The sequence below is a fragment of the Corynebacterium breve genome (genome assembly GCF_030252165.1).
GTDB lineage: Bacteria > Actinomycetota > Actinomycetes > Mycobacteriales > Mycobacteriaceae > Corynebacterium > Corynebacterium breve.
Genome location: NZ_CP126969.1, coordinates 996407 through 1011642, shown reverse-complemented (window position 1 = coordinate 1011642; position 15236 = coordinate 996407). Strand labels below are relative to the sequence as shown.

Below are 15236 nucleotides of genomic sequence, written 5' to 3'. Positions count from 1 at the left end.
TCAATGAGCAGCAAACGTTTTTGAGTCACGGTTCCCCAGTGTAGCGTGTGGCCCAACACGCAATTTCTTTGATTCACAGGGTGTGCGCTATGCTTATTTCTCGCTAGCCCGGAGCTTGTTTTTCCGAGCTAAGCCCCTGTAGCCCAATTGGCAGAGGCAACGGATTCAAAACCCGTCCAGTGTGAGTTCGAGTCTCACCAGGGGCACCACCAACCCCCTTGTAATGCTTCATTGCAACACAAGGGGGTTTCGTCGTCCCTCAAAATGGTCAAAATGCGAGACTTGGATAGGCTCACTTTCTCGAGCGCATAAGCCGAACAAAGGGTTAACGCATGGCAATCACAATTGAACAGGCAATGATGATCATCAGGAAATCTCCATTGCCCGTCTCCCACTGGGCTCGAACAGTCCTTCCGAAATGGACTGGTGAGCCGTTCGGGGCCGATTCACTCCCCACGACGGGTGCATACACACATTGGGTGGACGGCAGAGAAGTGAACGCCATTGTCACCACCCAAGCAATCCAGTCAGCAGCCGAGGAGTGGGCACGATTGCGCCTTCACGACGCCGAGGAACGGATCGCCTCCGATGCTCGCGCGGTGCTTTCCGGCAGGCTTCCTGAGCGTCTGGCGCCTCGGTCAATCGATGAGATTATACAAATTGCTGCGTTTGCCCAGGTACGCCACTAACTCCACAAACACCGTGTTTTCGACGAATACTTTGACCGATTTCCGCACGCCGGTTGAAAATGGACTGAAAAACACTTAACTCAGGTTTAACTTTGGTTTCATGACGATTTCATAGGTGAATGGTTATGTGAGCTGCGGTGCACGCGCCAAAGCGTGTCTATATTTTTGCTAGCTTCTTCCACTACTCCGAAAGACATGACAATGAGTCCAACCAGCTCCATTGAAGATGATCTCCGGGACAAGAACGAAGTCCTCGAAGAAACCGCTCTTACTGAAACCGATGAGAAGCCAGCGCCTAAGTCTCCGCTTGAGCGCTTTGGCTTCTCGGGCAAGTCTCTTTCCATTGCTAACTGGGTTGCAGTCGCACTCTGCATCTATTTGCTGATTACCGCGGTGAGCGTGATCGGTGACGGGTTCAAGGCCGCCACTGGAGACCAAGCCGAGCAGCTCTTCGCTTTTGCATCAAACCCAATTATCGCGTTGATGATTGGTCTCCTGGCAACAGCGCTGATCCAGTCATCCAGTACCACCACCTCGATCGTCGTCGGTCTTGTTGCTGGTGGCCTTCCAATGGGCATTGCGATTCCCATGCTCATGGGAGCCAATATTGGTACTTCCCTGACTTCCACGCTTGTGTCATTGGGCATGGTCAAAGATAAGGAATCTTTCCGTCGCGCTTTCGGTGCAGCAACTGTCCACGATATGTACAACCTGCTAGCGGTACTTATTCTCTTTCCGCTTGAGATCTTTACTGGTTATTTGGAAAAGCTCTCCGGTGCCGTTTCACGTAGCTTGGCTAGTTCGGATGGCGGAATTGTAGCCACCCTCTTCAACGGTCTTGGTGCGGCTATCACTTTCGTCACCGATCCACTGGCCGACCTGATCGGCATGCTCGGTGACGTTCTCCCTGCACCTTGGGGAGGCATTCTGCTCATCATTATTGGTGTGGCTGGAATCCTGATCGTGATCAATATGCTGGGAGATCTTCTCCAAGCTGTGCTTGTAGGTCGTGCTAAGGAAGTTATGCACACTGCCATTGGCCGTGGCCCTATCTCAGGCATCACCTCAGGCACCCTGGTGACCGCGATGGTGCAGTCCTCGTCGACAACCACCTCTCTGTTGGTCCCATTGGCAGGTGCCGGAACCATTTCGCTCAAACAAGTTCTACCGTTCACTGTTGGTGCAAACATCGGTACCACTGTGACCGCACTCCTTGCGGCTTTCGCATTCACTGGTGTCGATGCCCAGCCGGCACTTCAGGCCGCATTGGTGCACATGTTCTTTAACATCACTGGCGCTCTCATCGTCTTCCTCATTCCAGGAATGAAGAATGTTCCAATCTGGGGCGCATCCACTCTTGCTCGCTTGGGCGCGGAGAACAAGCTCTGGGTCGTAGGCTGGGTCGTCGGCGTGTTCGTTATCCTGCCTGCGATCCTCATCGGTATCACCGTTCTCTTGTAGTTCGGCATTCAAACCCCACAACTGTGAAGGATTCGCATGACTGACAATAATCAGCACAACCCAACCACCGACCAGCTTGAGCAGATCCTCAAGGACACTGAGGATCTCACTCGCGAGCTTCGTGAAGAGATTCAGCTGAAGCGCCAGCACGAAGCGGTCGAGCAGCTCCCAGAACTGTTCAAGACAGTCGACCAAGCAAAGTGGTCCAACCTGAGACTACTTCTCGAAGAACTCGTGTCTGAGTTCCGCGAGCGTCGTGAAGCAAAGCGCGGAGGCGAGTAGGAACATGCCATTCGCATTCCGTAAGACAGCGATCTCCGCTCTCCTTGCAACCTCCCTGGTCCTCACCGGCTGCGCACAGAACAGCGAGGACGACGACGCGATCCGAATCACTGGTTCCGCCACCGTCGAGCCAATCACCCGCCTTGCTGCTACCGAGCATAAGGCGAAGATCAATATGACCGCTGATGGTACTTACGACGGCTTCGAAGCATTCTGCGCGGGCAACTCCGATATCAACAACGCTTCTTCCGCGATCACCGAGGAATATATCGAGGCCTGCGAGAAGAATGGCGTTGAATTCGTCGAATTGCCGATCGGCATCGATGCTTTGAGCATGGTGGCAAACCGCGCAAACTCGGAGGTGGACGATCTTAGCACCGAGGAACTAAAGAAGATCTGGGAGCCAGACTCCCAGGTTAAGACATGGGCAGATGTCCGCGAAGGCCTTCCTGACGAGGAAATTCGTCTAGTCGGTCGCCCGGAAGGTTCCGGCACTTTCTCCTACTTCACCGCGATGGTCAACGGCGAGGCTGATGCAGTTCGTAAGGACTACGAGAAAACTGACTCCATCACCGAGCTCACCGGTTGGGTTTCTGAAAGCGAGTACGCGCTGGGATTCATGGGCGTAGGTAACTACCTCGCGTCAGATGAAGATCACCGCAACGAAATGAACACTCTGACGGTCGATGGTGTCGAGCCGAGCTTGGGTAACGCCCAGGACGGTTCCTACCCATTCACTCGCCCACTGTTCATCTACGTTTCCGTTGACGCTCTGGAGAAAAAGGACGGAGTTGAGGAATTCGTCACCGACTATGTTGAGAACTCCACCAGCATCGTTCCGCGCGTGTTCTTCTACGGTCTCACCGAGGACGCACAGGAAGCTGTAGTAAAGCGTTTGGAAGACCGCGAAACAGGTTCGCTCTTCGACGGTGATCCATTCCAAGAGCTGGACGTAAACGAGGAACTAACCAAGTAGCTCCGCGCTTAACGACGATTGCCCGGGCCTCGTCGGCTACGCTCATGAGAGTTCATATCTGTTAACTCTTAGAAAGCGACCGACGAGGCCTGTTTTATGTCTGCTGACTCACACGCCACAAAGAAGCGTTCACTATTGTCCTATATCGCCGATGTTTTCCGCGGGTTCTTGATCGGCATGGCCGAGCTTGTCCCCGGCATTTCGGGAGGTACAGTCGCCCTCATCGTCGGCATCTACGAAAAGGCTCTACACAACGCCGACCTCTTGGTGCGTCGTAAGTTTCGCGAAGTCGATTGGCTTTTCCTTGTTTTGGTCGGCATCGGCATGGTCGGCGCCGTCTTTGGGATGTCAACACTCATGCACACCTTTGTCAGTGAGTACACGGACATGTCGAATGGACTCTTCCTCGGAATGGTTGCTGTGTCGATTTTGGTGCCAGTAGGCATGATGGATCGTCGTACAGCATCTTGGAAGCTCGTTGCTCTTTTCGTCCCGTCCGCGATTATCGGCTTCATCGCTACTGGCTACATTTCCGAGCCTGTGGAGAACCCGTCACTGATTGTCATCTTCTTCGCTGCCGCGATCGCCATCTGCGCCCTGATGATCCCTGGTGTCTCGGGTTCGTTCCTCCTGCTTGCCATGGGGCTCTACGAGCCGATTGTGAAGGCCGTCTCCGAGCGTGACCTCAGTGTCATCGTCGTCTTTTGCCTTGGAGCCTTACTCGGCGCGGTAAGCTTCGTCCGCGCGTTAAGCTGGTTGTTCAAGACCCACCGTAATACGGCACTTGCCGTAATGTCGGGACTAATGCTCGGCTCACTTCGCGCCTTGTGGCCGTGGAAGGACGGCGACTTCTCTAACGCCGGACCAGTCATCGGCATGATTATCCTTGGCGCCCTGATCGTCGCCGCGTTCATCGTTGCCGACCGCAGGAAATCGACCCACCAACCTGCCGAGGTTGTTGAAGAAGACGCCCCGCGCGTGTAGAAGGTCACCGCAGGTAAAACCCCCGATTGTGCCAATCGTCACAATCGGGGGTTACTGATCTGTGGCCCAGCCCGCAAATCACATTTTCCCCATACTCTAGGAAGTATGGTCGAAGTTCGAATTCACGGTCGAGGCGGCCAAGGCGTGGTCACTGCCTCCGACCTCATTGCAATGGCTGCATTTGCCGAAGGGCGATTTGCACAAGCCTTCCCCTCGTTCGGTTCTGAACGCACCGGAGCTCCGGTGGTGTCCTACTGTCGCATTTCCGACGAAAAGATCCGCACCCGCGAACCTGTTCTCTACCCCGACCTTGTCGTGGTACAAGACCACACGTTGCTGCCTGTTTTGGACGTCTTCTCCGGGCTGACCGAAAACGGTTACGTGCTGATCAATTCGTCGAAACGCTCCGCAGAGCTGGGTTTGTCTGACCTTCAGGCACGCCAACCGGCGGGTCACTTCATGACGATTCCGGCAACCGACATCGCCCGCGAGCACACCGGCCGCACTGTGCCCAATGCGGTGCTTCTCGGTGGTGTCGCGGCCTTGACCGGCTTGTACAAAATGGAAAGCGTGAATGAGGCGATTATGAACCGATTCCCGGGCAAGGTCGGCGAAATGAATGTCGCCGCCGCCCAAGCAGCATACGACCTAGTCGTTCAGAAGCAGGAGGAAGCCGCCCATGCTTAAGCAAATCCAAGGCTCCAAGGCAGTAGCCGAAGCCGTCGGAGCGTGCCGACCGGAAGTTATTTCGGCCTACCCGATCTCCCCACAGACACATATCGTCGAGGCGCTGTCAGCAATGGTCAAGGCCGGCCAGATCGACAATTGCGAGTACGTGAACGTGGAGAGCGAGTTCTCCGCCATGTCCGCTTGTATCGGCGCATCTGCTGCCGGTGCTAGGACCTATACGGCGACTGCTTCCCAGGGGCTGTTGTTCATGGTCGAAGCCGTGTACAACGCGTCTGGACTCGGCCTTCCCATCGTAATGACCGTGGCCAACCGTGCAATCGGCTCCCCGATCAACATCTGGAACGACCACACCGACTCCATGTCGCAACGTGACTCTGGCTGGCTCCAGCTCTACGCCATCGACAACCAAGAAGCCGTTGATCTGCACATTCAGGCATTCAAGATCGCCGAAGAGCTCTCCTTGCCCGTCATGGTGTGCATGGATGGATTCATCCTCACCCACGCTGTGGAGCAGATTGATATTCCGGAACGTGAGCTCGTCGACAAGTTTTTGCCTGAGTTTGAACCTCGCCAGGTGCTCGACCCTGAAAACCCGATTTCGATCGGCGCGATGGTGGGGCCAGAAGCGTTTACCGAGGTTCGCTATCTGGCTCACAAGAAACAGCTGGACGCCTTGGAAATCATCCCGCGTGTACAGAAGGAATTCCAGGAGGTATTCGGCCGTGAATCTGGCGGATTGCTCCACGAGTACCGCACCGAAGATTCCGAGACGATCATCGTGTGCCTGGGCTCAGTGACGGGTACTCTGCGCGATGTCGTCGATGAGCGACGCGAAAACGGTGAGAAGATCGGCGTTTTGTCGCTGGTATCGTTCCGACCATTTCCTACAGAGGCAGTGCGTCAGGCGCTGGAAAACTGCGAACGCTTCGTCGTATTGGAAAAAGCATTCTCGGTTGGCATTGGCGGCATCGTATCGTCGCACTGCCGCGCTGCGCTTCGCGGAACAAGCTTCAAGTGCCACGAACTCATTGCAGGTCTCGGCGGACGCGACATCACCAAGAACAGCTTGCACGCCTACCTAGACAAGGCAGTGAAAGATGACGTCGAAGACACGACATTCCTTGATTTGGACTATGAACTCGTGGACAACCAGTTGGCGCGTGAGGCAGCTGAACGACGAAGTGGCTCGGCTCCAGAGAACATGATGCGCGAAGCCGCCACGCGATCGAGGAAGAAGGACAACTAATGACTACCCACCTACCTAACCCCTCTTTCCCCGCAACTGAAATCCCAGGCAGCGAGGACTACCAGTTCTACCAGGTAGGCACCTTTGCTGTGGGCAACCGCTTGGTGGAGGAAAAGCTAAAGTCTGAGCAGGCAGACACCGAACGATTTAACTCGCTTACGTCTGGACACCGCGCCTGCCAAGGCTGTGGCGAGGCACTGGGAGCGCGCTATGCGCTGGATGCTGCCGTGGCCGCCGCTGATAAAAAGGTCATTGCGGTCAACGCAACCGGTTGTTTGGAAGTGTTTTCTACTCCATACCCAGAAACCTCGTGGAATTTGCCGTGGCTTCACTCCCTGTTTGGCAACGCCGCCGCCGTGGCAACCGGTGTTCAGGCTGCGATGCGCGCCAAGGGTCGCGAGGACGTCCGCGTGATCGCCCAGGGTGGCGATGGCGGAACTGTGGATATCGGCTTTGGTCCCCTGTCAGGCATGTTCGAGCGTAACGACGATGTCCTGTACATCTGTTACGACAACGAGGCCTACATGAACACCGGCGTGCAACGATCAGGCGCTACCCCGCCGGCTGCGCGCACCGCGACTACTCAGCCCGTCGGCCCACGGCCTGGCAACGAGTTCGGTCAAGGCAAGTTCTTGCCACAGATCGCCATGGCGCACAACATTCCATACGTTGCCACCGCATCAGTGTCTAACCTGCACGACCTAGAATACAAGGTGCAGCGTGCGATGGAGTTCCGTGGCGCACGTTACCTGCACGTGTTTGTCCCTTGCCCGCTGGGCTGGGGCTCTGCGTCCAAGGACACCATCAAGATCGCACGTCTGGCAACTCAAACGGGTCTGTTCCCGATCTTCGAAGCCGAATACGGAGAAATCACCTCGGTAACAAAGATTCGTCGTCAAGAGCCAGTGGAAAACTACCTGAAGTTGCAGCGTCGTTTTGCTCACCTGTTCAAGAAGAATGCTGATCCTTCCGTGATCGAGCGTTTGCAGCAGCACGCTGATCGCAACATCCGCCGGTACAACCTCATCGACAAGGAGGAAAACTAATGACTGAGACTAATTTGGGCATGCCGACGACTCAGTTGCCTTTTGCCATCACGCTGGAAACCGGCTCATCGCTGGCTAATCACACCGGCTCATGGCGCTCCGAACGTCCGGTTTACGTGGACCTTCTGCCCCCTTGCAATAAGGCGTGCCCTGCAGGTGAAAACATCCAAAAGTGGCTCTACCACGCAAACGAAGGCGACTACGAGGCCGCGTGGCGCGAAATCATGGTGAATAACCCGCTACCTGCTGTGATGGGGCGCGTGTGCTACCACGACTGCGAAACCAACTGTAACCGCGTCGAGGTCGACGAAGCGGTGGGTATCAATGCTGTCGAACGCTTTCTGGGCGACAAGGCCATCAAGGAAGGCTGGACTGTAGAGCCACTCCTCGATCCATCGGGCAAGAAGGTGCTTGTGGTGGGTTCCGGCCCATCGGGTCTGTCTGCGGCGTACCACCTCGCACGTATGGGCCACGACGTCACAGTGCGCGATCAAGGTGAGAAACCCGGAGGCATGATGCGTTACGGCATCCCTTCCTACCGCCTGCCGCGCGAGGTACTTGATTCCGAGATCGCACGCATCGAACAGCTCGGTGTCACGTTCGAGCAGGGAGCGCGTGTCGACGATCTTGGGGCTGTTCTGGAAGAATTCGATGCAGTTTTCACTGCCGTTGGTGCCCAGATCGGTCGAAACATCAACATCCCTGCTGGCTCCGCTGCCAACATGGTTAACGCGGTGGATATGCTGCGCGAAACCGAGATGAACGCCGCAAGCACTGCCGACGAGAAGCCGCTGCTTGGCCGACGTGTCGTCGTCTATGGCGGTGGTAATACGGCAGTTGACGCTGCCCGTACCGCGAAGCGACTCGGAGCGACCGACTCAGTAATTCTTTATCGTCGTACCCGTGACCACATGTCGGCTCACGATTCCGAAGTGATGGAGGCCGAGGAAGAAGGCATCACCATGCGGTGGCTATCCACCGTGCAGCACGTGGACCAGGGAACCGTCAAGATTGAAAAGATGGAGATCGACTCCGAGGGAAACCTCACCCCTACAGGCGAGTTCGAAGACCTCGAGGCAGACTCGTTGGTGATGGCATTGGGCCAGGAGTCCGATCTGACGCTATTGGAGGAGCTCGAGGGAGTCAGTATCGAACGCGGTGTCGTCCAAGTCGACACCAACATGATGACCGGACGCGAAGGCGTCTTCGCCGGTGGCGACATGGTCCCGAGCGAGAAAAACGTCACCGTTGCGATTGGCCACGGCAAAAAGGCCGCTCGCAACATCGACGCTTGGCTGCGTGGTGGTTCCTACGAGCCTGCCGAGAAGCACGGCGACGCCACCCTGGATCGCATGGAGACCTGGTACTACACCGATGCCCCACACCAGGTGCGCGAACGCTTGGAAGGCGCTCGTCGCGCTTCCAACTTCGACGAGGTGGTCAAAGGCCTCGATGAGGATTCCGCCCTGTTTGAAGCACGCCGCTGCATGAGCTGTGGCAACTGCTTCGGCTGCGATAACTGCTTCGGAGTCTGCCCCGACAATGCGGTCACCAAGCTAGAACCAGGTAGTTACGAATTCAAGTACGACTACTGTAAGGGCTGTGGTATCTGCGCCGAGGAATGCCCGTGTGGTGCGATCAGCATGGTGACAGAAGAAAACTAGTTCTCTTCGCCCACCAAAAACACAATCCCGCCCCACCCAGCCGTTCGTAGCTGGGTGGGGCGGGATTGTCGTTTTAAAGCGCCTAGCGTTTAAAACTTAGGCCCAGCGGGCCCTTGAAAACGTCCCAGATCTTGTCCATCGTTTCGGGGCTAAATGGCATCAATGTGAACGCCGTAGTGACAAGGCCCAAGAAGGTGATCAACTTGCCGAGGAAGCTCGGGTCATCGGAAGAGTTCTCGGTGTCGTCGTTTGGCTCGTCGATCGGTTCGTCGATCGGTTCTTCGGCGGTGTCATCGTCGATGTCGGCTCCCGAGCACTCGGATCCGCGCGGGGCTGGTGTTCCGTCAGCGTTGAAGAAGATGGACTGGACATCGTTGTACTCGCGACGCTCAACCTCGACCAAGTTGTAATCACTGTCAAGAACTGGGAACGCATACACCGGTGTGGTGGTGAGTTTCGCTCCTGTACCACCATCGGCGCATTCGACAGGCTCAAGGTCCATCTGCAGATGACCGTAGTGCTTGCCTCCATCGATGAGTTGGCGAACTCCGTCGACGTCTTGCCAGTTCTCAGGCTCGTCGGCCTGGGCCATCCACTCGGAATAGGTGTTGAAATTAACTGGGGTGACTTCCCCGTCGACCTCTTGGCGGTAGTCACCGCGCAGACCGTCAGCAGCCACTCCCACGTCAAAGCTGTGGAAGCCGACACCGTCGCCGTCCATGTCGACCCAAGACCGCTCAAACATTTCATCGTGACCAGAGATCACGGCAGCTACACCGTACTTCTCAAACATCGGGGTGTACACGCGCATGGGCGTGCCTGGCTGTGCGTCAGGGGTTGCCGAGCGGGTGGCGGTGCCGTGCACGCCGTTGGAATAAGCCGCGTGGTGGAATTGGACTACAACATATTGACCAGCCTCGCGGGCGTCGGCAAGCTGCTTTTCTGCCCAGACCCATTGCTCCGATCCTTCGCCAAAGTCAGGCTGGTCGGTGTTCCCGGCAGCCTGGATACCTTCGAGGCTGTAGCTGGTATTGGTGTCGGTACCAATTGCACCTGCTGCTTCGATGTCCTTGTCGTTGCCAGAAATCTGCTCCTGCTTGACCTCGTCGTAGTTCTCATCTGGCAGGCCGTTAGTGGAATCAAGGGTAATGATGGTTAACGGGCCGTGGTCAACGCGATAGTAGGAATCTGCGTGGTCAGGGTTATCCGAGCCAAAGGTGTCGATGTAGGTCTGGTATGCAGCTCGCCCCTTGTGCGCACCGTGGGCAACACCATTCTCATCCGAGTAGGAACCGTTGAGAGCGCCAAAGGTTTCCCAGTTACCCAAAGCGGTAAGCATCGGAGTCGATGCCGCAATGTCACCATTCTCGCCCGCCACATAGCCCATGTACTCGTCCCATGCCGGTTGGTAGCCAGAGCCCTGGGTCAAATCACCCGCGACCATGAGCAAGTCAGGGTTCTGAGCCTCGACGATCCCCAGGTTGTGGCGGAAAGCCTCGTCCTGGGTCAGCGGGTAGCGGGGTTCATCCTGGCCCTGACGGTTGTTCGATCCAAACTTTTCAAACCAAGCGGAACCTGCACCTGGACGATCTAGTGAACCTTCCGCAAACGTGCGGTTGCGCTCCCATTCACGCGCTCCAGAGACCTTCGGGCGGCCAGCCGGCTCGGTTTCAGAGTCGGAAAAAGCGATAACGCGAATGTTGTCCCACTCGTCGCTGGTTGGCGCGGTGGTAAATGCGTTGCTGTACTCAACTTCATCGACGGTCACTGTGTAGTTGTAGGTCGTGTTCGGGGCGAGGTCTGACACCGTGACCGAGTACTTGTAGTTGTCGTTCGACTTCAACCACGATCCCTTGTCTAGGCCCTCGATTTCTTGTTCAAGTTCAAGCTGGGTGTACTGCAGATTTTCCTGGTACTCGCCCCGCGCTTGCTCTTCGAGGACAACCTCGCCGGACTGAGTCACGGTTACGGTGGCGTCGTTGCCAAGCTCGGTGAAGAAGTTGATGGTCATCTGGTCAGACGCTGGCTTCATAAGATATGGAAGCACGCGGAAACCCGGCTGCGGTGCCGCGGGTTGGGAAACGCTTGGTGCGTTTTCCTCTGCGATTGCTGGGACGTGGACGAAAGACAAGGCCGTTGCTAGAGCAAGTACGGTCGCGGGAACACGGCGACGAGAAGACACTGCAGAATTCCTTTTCAGTTAATCGGGGTGTATAGGCAACACGGATGTAGAAAGCCATTGTGGCAAACTAGGGTTAACAGTACATCTACCTGTGATTACTTTCAGATTAACCTTATCATCGGCTGAGGAACAATTTTCCGCTGTTTGGTTCCAGCCCTCCCTCCACGCTGGGGCGATACCCGCCTTCCGGTGCTGAGCAGGTAGAGTTTTGCACTATGAAAAAACACGTCACATTGGTCGCCACCCTGGCGGCTGCCGGAACACTTACCGGCTGCGTGACCAACGTCGAAGGAGGAAACCCCGACGGGTGGGAGCAAGTCTCTCCCGGCGAGGTTCCCGAAATCGCTGCCCTAGTGCCTGACGACGTCGCCTCCGACGGAGTCTTGACCGCGGGCACTAATCCACCTTTTGCTCCGTTCGAGTTTAAAGACTCAAAAGGGCGGATCATCGGTGTGGAAATGGATTTGGGCCACGCAATTGCATCCGTTTTGGGGTTGGAGTTCCAACCAGTCGAGCAAGATTTTGCCATGATTCTGCCTGCAGTTCAGGCGGGGACGCTCGATTCGGGCATGTCAGGGTTTACCGACAACGAGGAACGTCGGCAGAACTACGACTTTGTCAATTTCCTCTACGCAGGAATCCAGTGGGCGCAGCAGCCAGGAGATAACATCGATCCCGCTGACCCCTGTGGACTCACCGTCGCTGTGCAGCGTACAACCGTTTCTGAAACCGACGACGTTCGCCCGAAGAACGACGAGTGCATCGCGGCCGGTAAGGACCCCATCACAATTTTGTCCTACGACACGTCCGACAACGCGGCGCTAGCGCTATTAGTCGGACGCGCCGACGCACTATCCGCCGACTCTCCTGTCACCGCGTGGGCGGTCAATCGCTCCGACGGCGAGATGGAACTCGTCGGCGACATGTTTGATGCCGCCCCTTACGGCTTTGCGGTACCGAAAGACTCTGAACTTGGCCCAGCGATGGCTGCGGCAATGCAACACCTCATCCAGACCGGCGAGTACGAACGCATTCTTAGCCAATGGTCAATCACCACAGGCCTCCTCGATGAGGCCCTCATCAACGAACAACCAGTGGAGGGAATCTAAATGAGTACACGCCCAGAAGCTATCCAAGCTAGGCCACTGCGCCACCCCGGTCGCTGGGTTCTCGCCACGATCATCCTCGCGCTCGCCGTGTGGTTCATCATCGGTGCGGCGAACAACCCAGCCTATGGGTGGAGCACCTACTTCTCGTATCTTTTCGATTCTCGTATTGCGATCGCGGCGCTTCACACGATTGCCATCACGATCCTTGCGATGATTATTGGCGTTGTCGGTGGCGTGCTCCTCGCCGTCATGCGCATGTCCGACAACCCTGTCTTCAAGGCCGTGGCGTGGGTCTTCCTCTGGATCTTCCGAGGCACTCCGGTCTACGTCCAGCTGATGTTCTGGGGTCTTTTGGGTGCGCTGTATCAAACAATCAACCTTGGTTTTACCGAGATCTCTCTTGACGCCGTGACTTCTTCTGCCTTCCTGCTTGCTGTCATTGGATTGGGCCTCAACGAAGCGGCATACATGGCCGAAATCGTCCGCTCTGGTGTGTCATCCGTTCCGGAAGGCCAAATCGAAGCCTCGAAGGCACTGGGCATGAGCTGGTCTCAAACAATGCGCCGAACTGTGTTGCCACAGGCCATGCGTATTATTATCCCGCCCACCGGCAACGAGTTCATCTCCCTGCTTAAGACTTCGTCGCTCGTAGTCGCGGTCCCATATTCACTAGAGCTTTATGGTCGCTCGATGGACATCGCGGCAGCACTTTTCGAGCCGGTGCCAATGCTTCTCGTAGCAGCCACCTGGTACCTCGCGATTACCTCGATCCTCATGGTCGGCCAGCATTACCTGGAAAAGCACTTTGAAAAGGGAGCCACCCGCGAACTCACCGCGCGCCAGCTCGCCAGCCTCGCTGATGCTGAAGGCACCGTGCCAGGAAACGTCACCATCGTCGAAAGGAACAACTAATCATGGCAAACGATCTCATGATCAAAGCCGATAACGTCTGGAAGTCCTTCGGCAACTTGGACGTTTTGAAAGGCATCAACCTTGAAGTGCCCAAGGGCACTGTCACTTGTTTGATCGGCCCATCGGGTTCCGGAAAATCGACCTTGCTACGCTGCGTCAACCATTTGGAAAAGGTCTCAGCAGGTCGCCTGTATGTCGAAGACGAACTGATCGGCTACAAGGAGAAAGATGGCGTACTGTACGAAATCTCCGAAAAGGAAGCTTCCCGCCAGCGCGCCGACATCGGCATGGTATTCCAGTCCTTCAACCTCTTCGCACACCGCACTGCGCTAGAGAACGTCATTGAGGCCCCCGTGCAGGTAAAGAAGCAGCCCGTCGCTGCAGCCAGAAAGCGCGCCATGGAGCTGCTCGACATGGTGGGTCTCGCTGCGAAAGCGGATGCTTACCCAGTCCAGCTGTCAGGTGGTCAGCAGCAGCGTGTGGCCATCGCACGTGCGCTAGCCATGGATCCTAAGCTGATGCTTTTCGACGAACCCACCTCCGCCCTCGACCCAGAACTTGTCGGTGAAGTCCTGCGCGTCATGCGCGACCTAGCAAACCAGGGCATGACGATGCTCGTCGTCACGCACGAGATGGGGTTTGCCCGCGAGGTCGCCGATACCGTCGCGTTCATGGACGGCGGAGTGATTGTCGAGCACGGCACCCCCGAGGAGGTCTTGGATCATCCGAAAGAGGAACGAACAAAGTCCTTCCTCTCGTCGCTCTTGAAGTAAATTAGCCGACAAGCCCGATAAGTCCGCGGATCACCGCGGTAAGCCCACCTAGCACTGCCAACGCCAAGGCAAGCTGGTGGGCTTTTTGGCGCGAGATCCGCGGTGCGATTTTCACTCCGGCGAAGATGCCTGCTGCCATTCCGAAAAGCCCCAGCGGCCAAATGGCTGGATCGATTGTGCCCAGGTCGCCAGCGCCGGTGAACTGCTTGATGATAAACGACAGCGCACCAGAGACCATGAAAATCGGCTGAAGTGTTGCGGCGTACATCCGCTGGTCCCACCGCGCCGCGGTCGAGTAAACAGTGATGGCAGGGCCTGCGATCCCGGCAAGGGTGTTCATGAAACCAGCGACGATGCCGGATGCTGCCATGGGGACGTAGCCCTCGACGCGCGGGACATAGCGCTTACCCGCTGTTACTACTGATAGCGCCAAAAGGAGCAACGTTCCGGCGACCAAAAGCAGCCAATCCGGTGACACCTCACGCACCATGATCGCGCCTGGCACTGCGCCAAAAACGAGTACGGAGGCAATCACAGCGAAGTATTTCCAGTTCACGTTTTTGCGAACGGTAAGAGTTGTCATCAAGGCGTTGATGGTGGCAAGGACGTTGAGCACCAAGATGCCGTTGACAGGTCCCATGACAAGCATCAAGACGGGCCCGCCGACAAGACCTAAGCCCATGCCTGAGATGCGCTGCATGCACGATCCGATGAAGACCGTGAGAAAAACAATAATTGCTATGGTCACCGGTACTTCTCTTTCATCGCTTCAAGAACGATGTCAGGAACAAGACCCTTGATGTCACCGCCATACTTCACTACTTCTTTGCACAGCGACGACGACACGTAGCCGTATTTCTCATCTGTCATAAGGAAGAAAGTCTCCACCCCAGACAGACGACGATTCATCTGAGCCATCGGCAGCTCGTAGTCATAGTCAAGCGAGGACCTCAGTCCCTTGACCAAAGCACCCACGCGATGCGCCGTGGTGTAGTCCACCAGGAGTCCGCCCCAGAAGTCAACGCGGACATTCTGGATGTCGCGAGTGACCTGGCGAATCAAGTCCATGCGCTCTTCCACCGAAAACAGCCCCGTCTGCTTCGCTGGGTTGGCGGTGACCAGCACTATGATCTCATCGAAATTCCGGGCGGCCCGGCGGAAAATGTCCAGGTGGCCGTTGGTCACCGGATCGAACGATCCAGGGCACACTGCGATAGTCATG

Annotated in this window: 15 protein-coding genes and 1 tRNA gene; 13 read left to right on the top strand and 3 right to left on the bottom strand. The window is 56.4% G+C overall.

Going from position 1 to position 15236, the window contains the following annotated elements:
* The first annotated feature begins 132 nt into the window (after positions 1 to 132).
* From QP027_RS04980 to QP027_RS04935, 10 genes are all read left to right on the top strand, one after another.
* A tRNA-Leu gene (locus QP027_RS04980) sits at positions 133 to 209 on the top strand.
* A gap of 123 nt (positions 210 to 332) precedes the next feature.
* The gene (locus tag QP027_RS04975) at positions 333 to 689 is read left to right on the top strand and encodes a hypothetical protein (RefSeq protein WP_284826485.1); all 357 of its coding nucleotides are present in this window, start codon (positions 333 to 335) and stop codon (positions 687 to 689) included.
* A gap of 201 nt (positions 690 to 890) precedes the next feature.
* Positions 891 to 2150 (top strand): Na/Pi symporter, encoded by a 1260-nt coding sequence (locus QP027_RS04970; RefSeq protein ID WP_284826483.1) that lies wholly within the window; start codon positions 891 to 893, stop codon positions 2148 to 2150.
* Positions 2151 to 2186: 36 nt separating this feature from the next.
* On the top strand, positions 2187 to 2432 hold the full coding sequence (locus QP027_RS04965; RefSeq protein ID WP_284826482.1) for a hypothetical protein: 246 nt from the start codon (positions 2187 to 2189) through the stop codon (positions 2430 to 2432).
* A 4-nt stretch (positions 2433 to 2436) separates the two neighbouring features.
* Positions 2437 to 3408 carry a substrate-binding domain-containing protein gene (locus QP027_RS04960; RefSeq protein WP_284826481.1) on the top strand — a complete coding sequence of 324 codons (972 nt, stop codon included), beginning with the start codon at positions 2437 to 2439 and terminating at the stop codon, positions 3406 to 3408.
* Positions 3409 to 3504: 96 nt separating this feature from the next.
* Positions 3505 to 4392: a DUF368 domain-containing protein gene (locus tag QP027_RS04955; RefSeq protein WP_284826479.1), complete on the top strand. Its 888-nt coding sequence runs from the start codon at positions 3505 to 3507 to the stop codon at positions 4390 to 4392.
* Between the two features lie 105 nt (positions 4393 to 4497).
* Positions 4498 to 5079, top strand: a complete 582-nt coding sequence (locus tag QP027_RS04950) for a 2-oxoacid:acceptor oxidoreductase family protein (RefSeq protein ID WP_284826477.1) — start codon at positions 4498 to 4500, stop codon at positions 5077 to 5079.
* Positions 5072 to 6328 (top strand): transketolase C-terminal domain-containing protein, encoded by a 1257-nt coding sequence (locus QP027_RS04945; RefSeq protein WP_284826476.1) that lies wholly within the window; start codon positions 5072 to 5074, stop codon positions 6326 to 6328. The genes QP027_RS04950 and QP027_RS04945 overlap by 8 nt, the downstream gene beginning before the upstream one ends.
* The gene (locus QP027_RS04940; RefSeq protein WP_284826474.1) at positions 6328 to 7374 is read left to right on the top strand and encodes a thiamine pyrophosphate-dependent enzyme; all 1047 of its coding nucleotides are present in this window, start codon (positions 6328 to 6330) and stop codon (positions 7372 to 7374) included. Before QP027_RS04945 ends, QP027_RS04940 begins: the two co-directional genes overlap by 1 nt.
* Complete coding sequence (locus QP027_RS04935; RefSeq protein WP_284826472.1) at positions 7374 to 9038, top strand: NAD(P)-binding protein; 1665 nt, start codon at positions 7374 to 7376, stop codon at positions 9036 to 9038. Before QP027_RS04940 ends, QP027_RS04935 begins: the two co-directional genes overlap by 1 nt.
* An 82-nt stretch (positions 9039 to 9120) precedes the next feature.
* On the opposite strand, the gene QP027_RS04930 is transcribed toward QP027_RS04935, so the two are convergent.
* A complete protein-coding gene (locus tag QP027_RS04930) occupies positions 9121 to 11220 on the bottom strand; it encodes a purple acid phosphatase family protein (protein WP_284826471.1) in 2100 nt (699 codons plus the stop codon).
* Positions 11221 to 11435: 215 nt separating this feature from the next.
* Here QP027_RS04930 and QP027_RS04925 point away from each other — a divergent pair, with 215 nt between their 5' ends.
* From QP027_RS04925 to ehuA, 3 genes are read left to right on the top strand one after another with little or no spacing between them, the layout of a single operon-like run.
* Positions 11436 to 12329 carry an ABC transporter substrate-binding protein gene (locus tag QP027_RS04925; protein WP_284826469.1) on the top strand — a complete coding sequence of 298 codons (894 nt, stop codon included), beginning with the start codon at positions 11436 to 11438 and terminating at the stop codon, positions 12327 to 12329.
* Entirely contained in the window at positions 12330 to 13241 is a 912-nt protein-coding gene (locus QP027_RS04920) for an amino acid ABC transporter permease (RefSeq protein ID WP_284826467.1), read from the top strand.
* 2 nt (positions 13242 to 13243) lie between these two features.
* Complete coding sequence (ehuA, locus tag QP027_RS04915; protein ID WP_284826465.1) at positions 13244 to 14014, top strand: ectoine/hydroxyectoine ABC transporter ATP-binding protein EhuA; 771 nt, start codon at positions 13244 to 13246, stop codon at positions 14012 to 14014.
* A 1-nt stretch (position 14015) separates the two neighbouring features.
* Here the strand turns inward: ehuA and QP027_RS04910 are convergent, their stop codons facing one another.
* Together QP027_RS04910 and coaD are read right to left on the bottom strand one after the other, a co-directional pair.
* A complete protein-coding gene (locus QP027_RS04910) occupies positions 14016 to 14762 on the bottom strand; it encodes a sulfite exporter TauE/SafE family protein (RefSeq protein ID WP_284826463.1) in 747 nt (248 codons plus the stop codon).
* On the bottom strand, positions 14759 to 15235 hold the full coding sequence (gene coaD / locus QP027_RS04905; protein WP_284826461.1) for a pantetheine-phosphate adenylyltransferase: 477 nt from the start codon (positions 15233 to 15235) through the stop codon (positions 14759 to 14761). Before coaD ends, QP027_RS04910 begins: the two co-directional genes overlap by 4 nt.
* Position 15236 lies beyond the last annotated feature (1 nt).

Bases quoted from the DNA above. Each gene is read 5' to 3' on its own strand.
- QP027_RS04975 (WP_284826485.1), top strand. From the start codon at position 333: ATGGCAATCACAATTGAACAGGCAATGATGATCATCAGGAAATCTCCA.
- QP027_RS04970 (WP_284826483.1), top strand. From the start codon at position 891: ATGAGTCCAACCAGCTCCATTGAAGATGATCTCCGGGACAAGAACGAA.
- QP027_RS04965 (WP_284826482.1), top strand. From the start codon at position 2,187: ATGACTGACAATAATCAGCACAACCCAACCACCGACCAGCTTGAGCAG.
- QP027_RS04960 (WP_284826481.1), top strand. From the start codon at position 2,437: ATGCCATTCGCATTCCGTAAGACAGCGATCTCCGCTCTCCTTGCAACC.
- QP027_RS04955 (WP_284826479.1), top strand. From the start codon at position 3,505: ATGTCTGCTGACTCACACGCCACAAAGAAGCGTTCACTATTGTCCTAT.
- QP027_RS04950 (WP_284826477.1), top strand. From the start codon at position 4,498: ATGGTCGAAGTTCGAATTCACGGTCGAGGCGGCCAAGGCGTGGTCACT.
- QP027_RS04945 (WP_284826476.1), top strand. From the start codon at position 5,072: ATGCTTAAGCAAATCCAAGGCTCCAAGGCAGTAGCCGAAGCCGTCGGA.
- QP027_RS04940 (WP_284826474.1), top strand. From the start codon at position 6,328: ATGACTACCCACCTACCTAACCCCTCTTTCCCCGCAACTGAAATCCCA.
- QP027_RS04935 (WP_284826472.1), top strand. From the start codon at position 7,374: ATGACTGAGACTAATTTGGGCATGCCGACGACTCAGTTGCCTTTTGCC.
- QP027_RS04925 (WP_284826469.1), top strand. From the start codon at position 11,436: ATGAAAAAACACGTCACATTGGTCGCCACCCTGGCGGCTGCCGGAACA.
- QP027_RS04920 (WP_284826467.1), top strand. From the start codon at position 12,330: ATGAGTACACGCCCAGAAGCTATCCAAGCTAGGCCACTGCGCCACCCC.
- ehuA (WP_284826465.1), top strand. From the start codon at position 13,244: ATGGCAAACGATCTCATGATCAAAGCCGATAACGTCTGGAAGTCCTTC.
- coaD (WP_284826461.1), bottom strand. From the start codon at position 15,235: ATGACTATCGCAGTGTGCCCTGGATCGTTCGATCCGGTGACCAACGGC.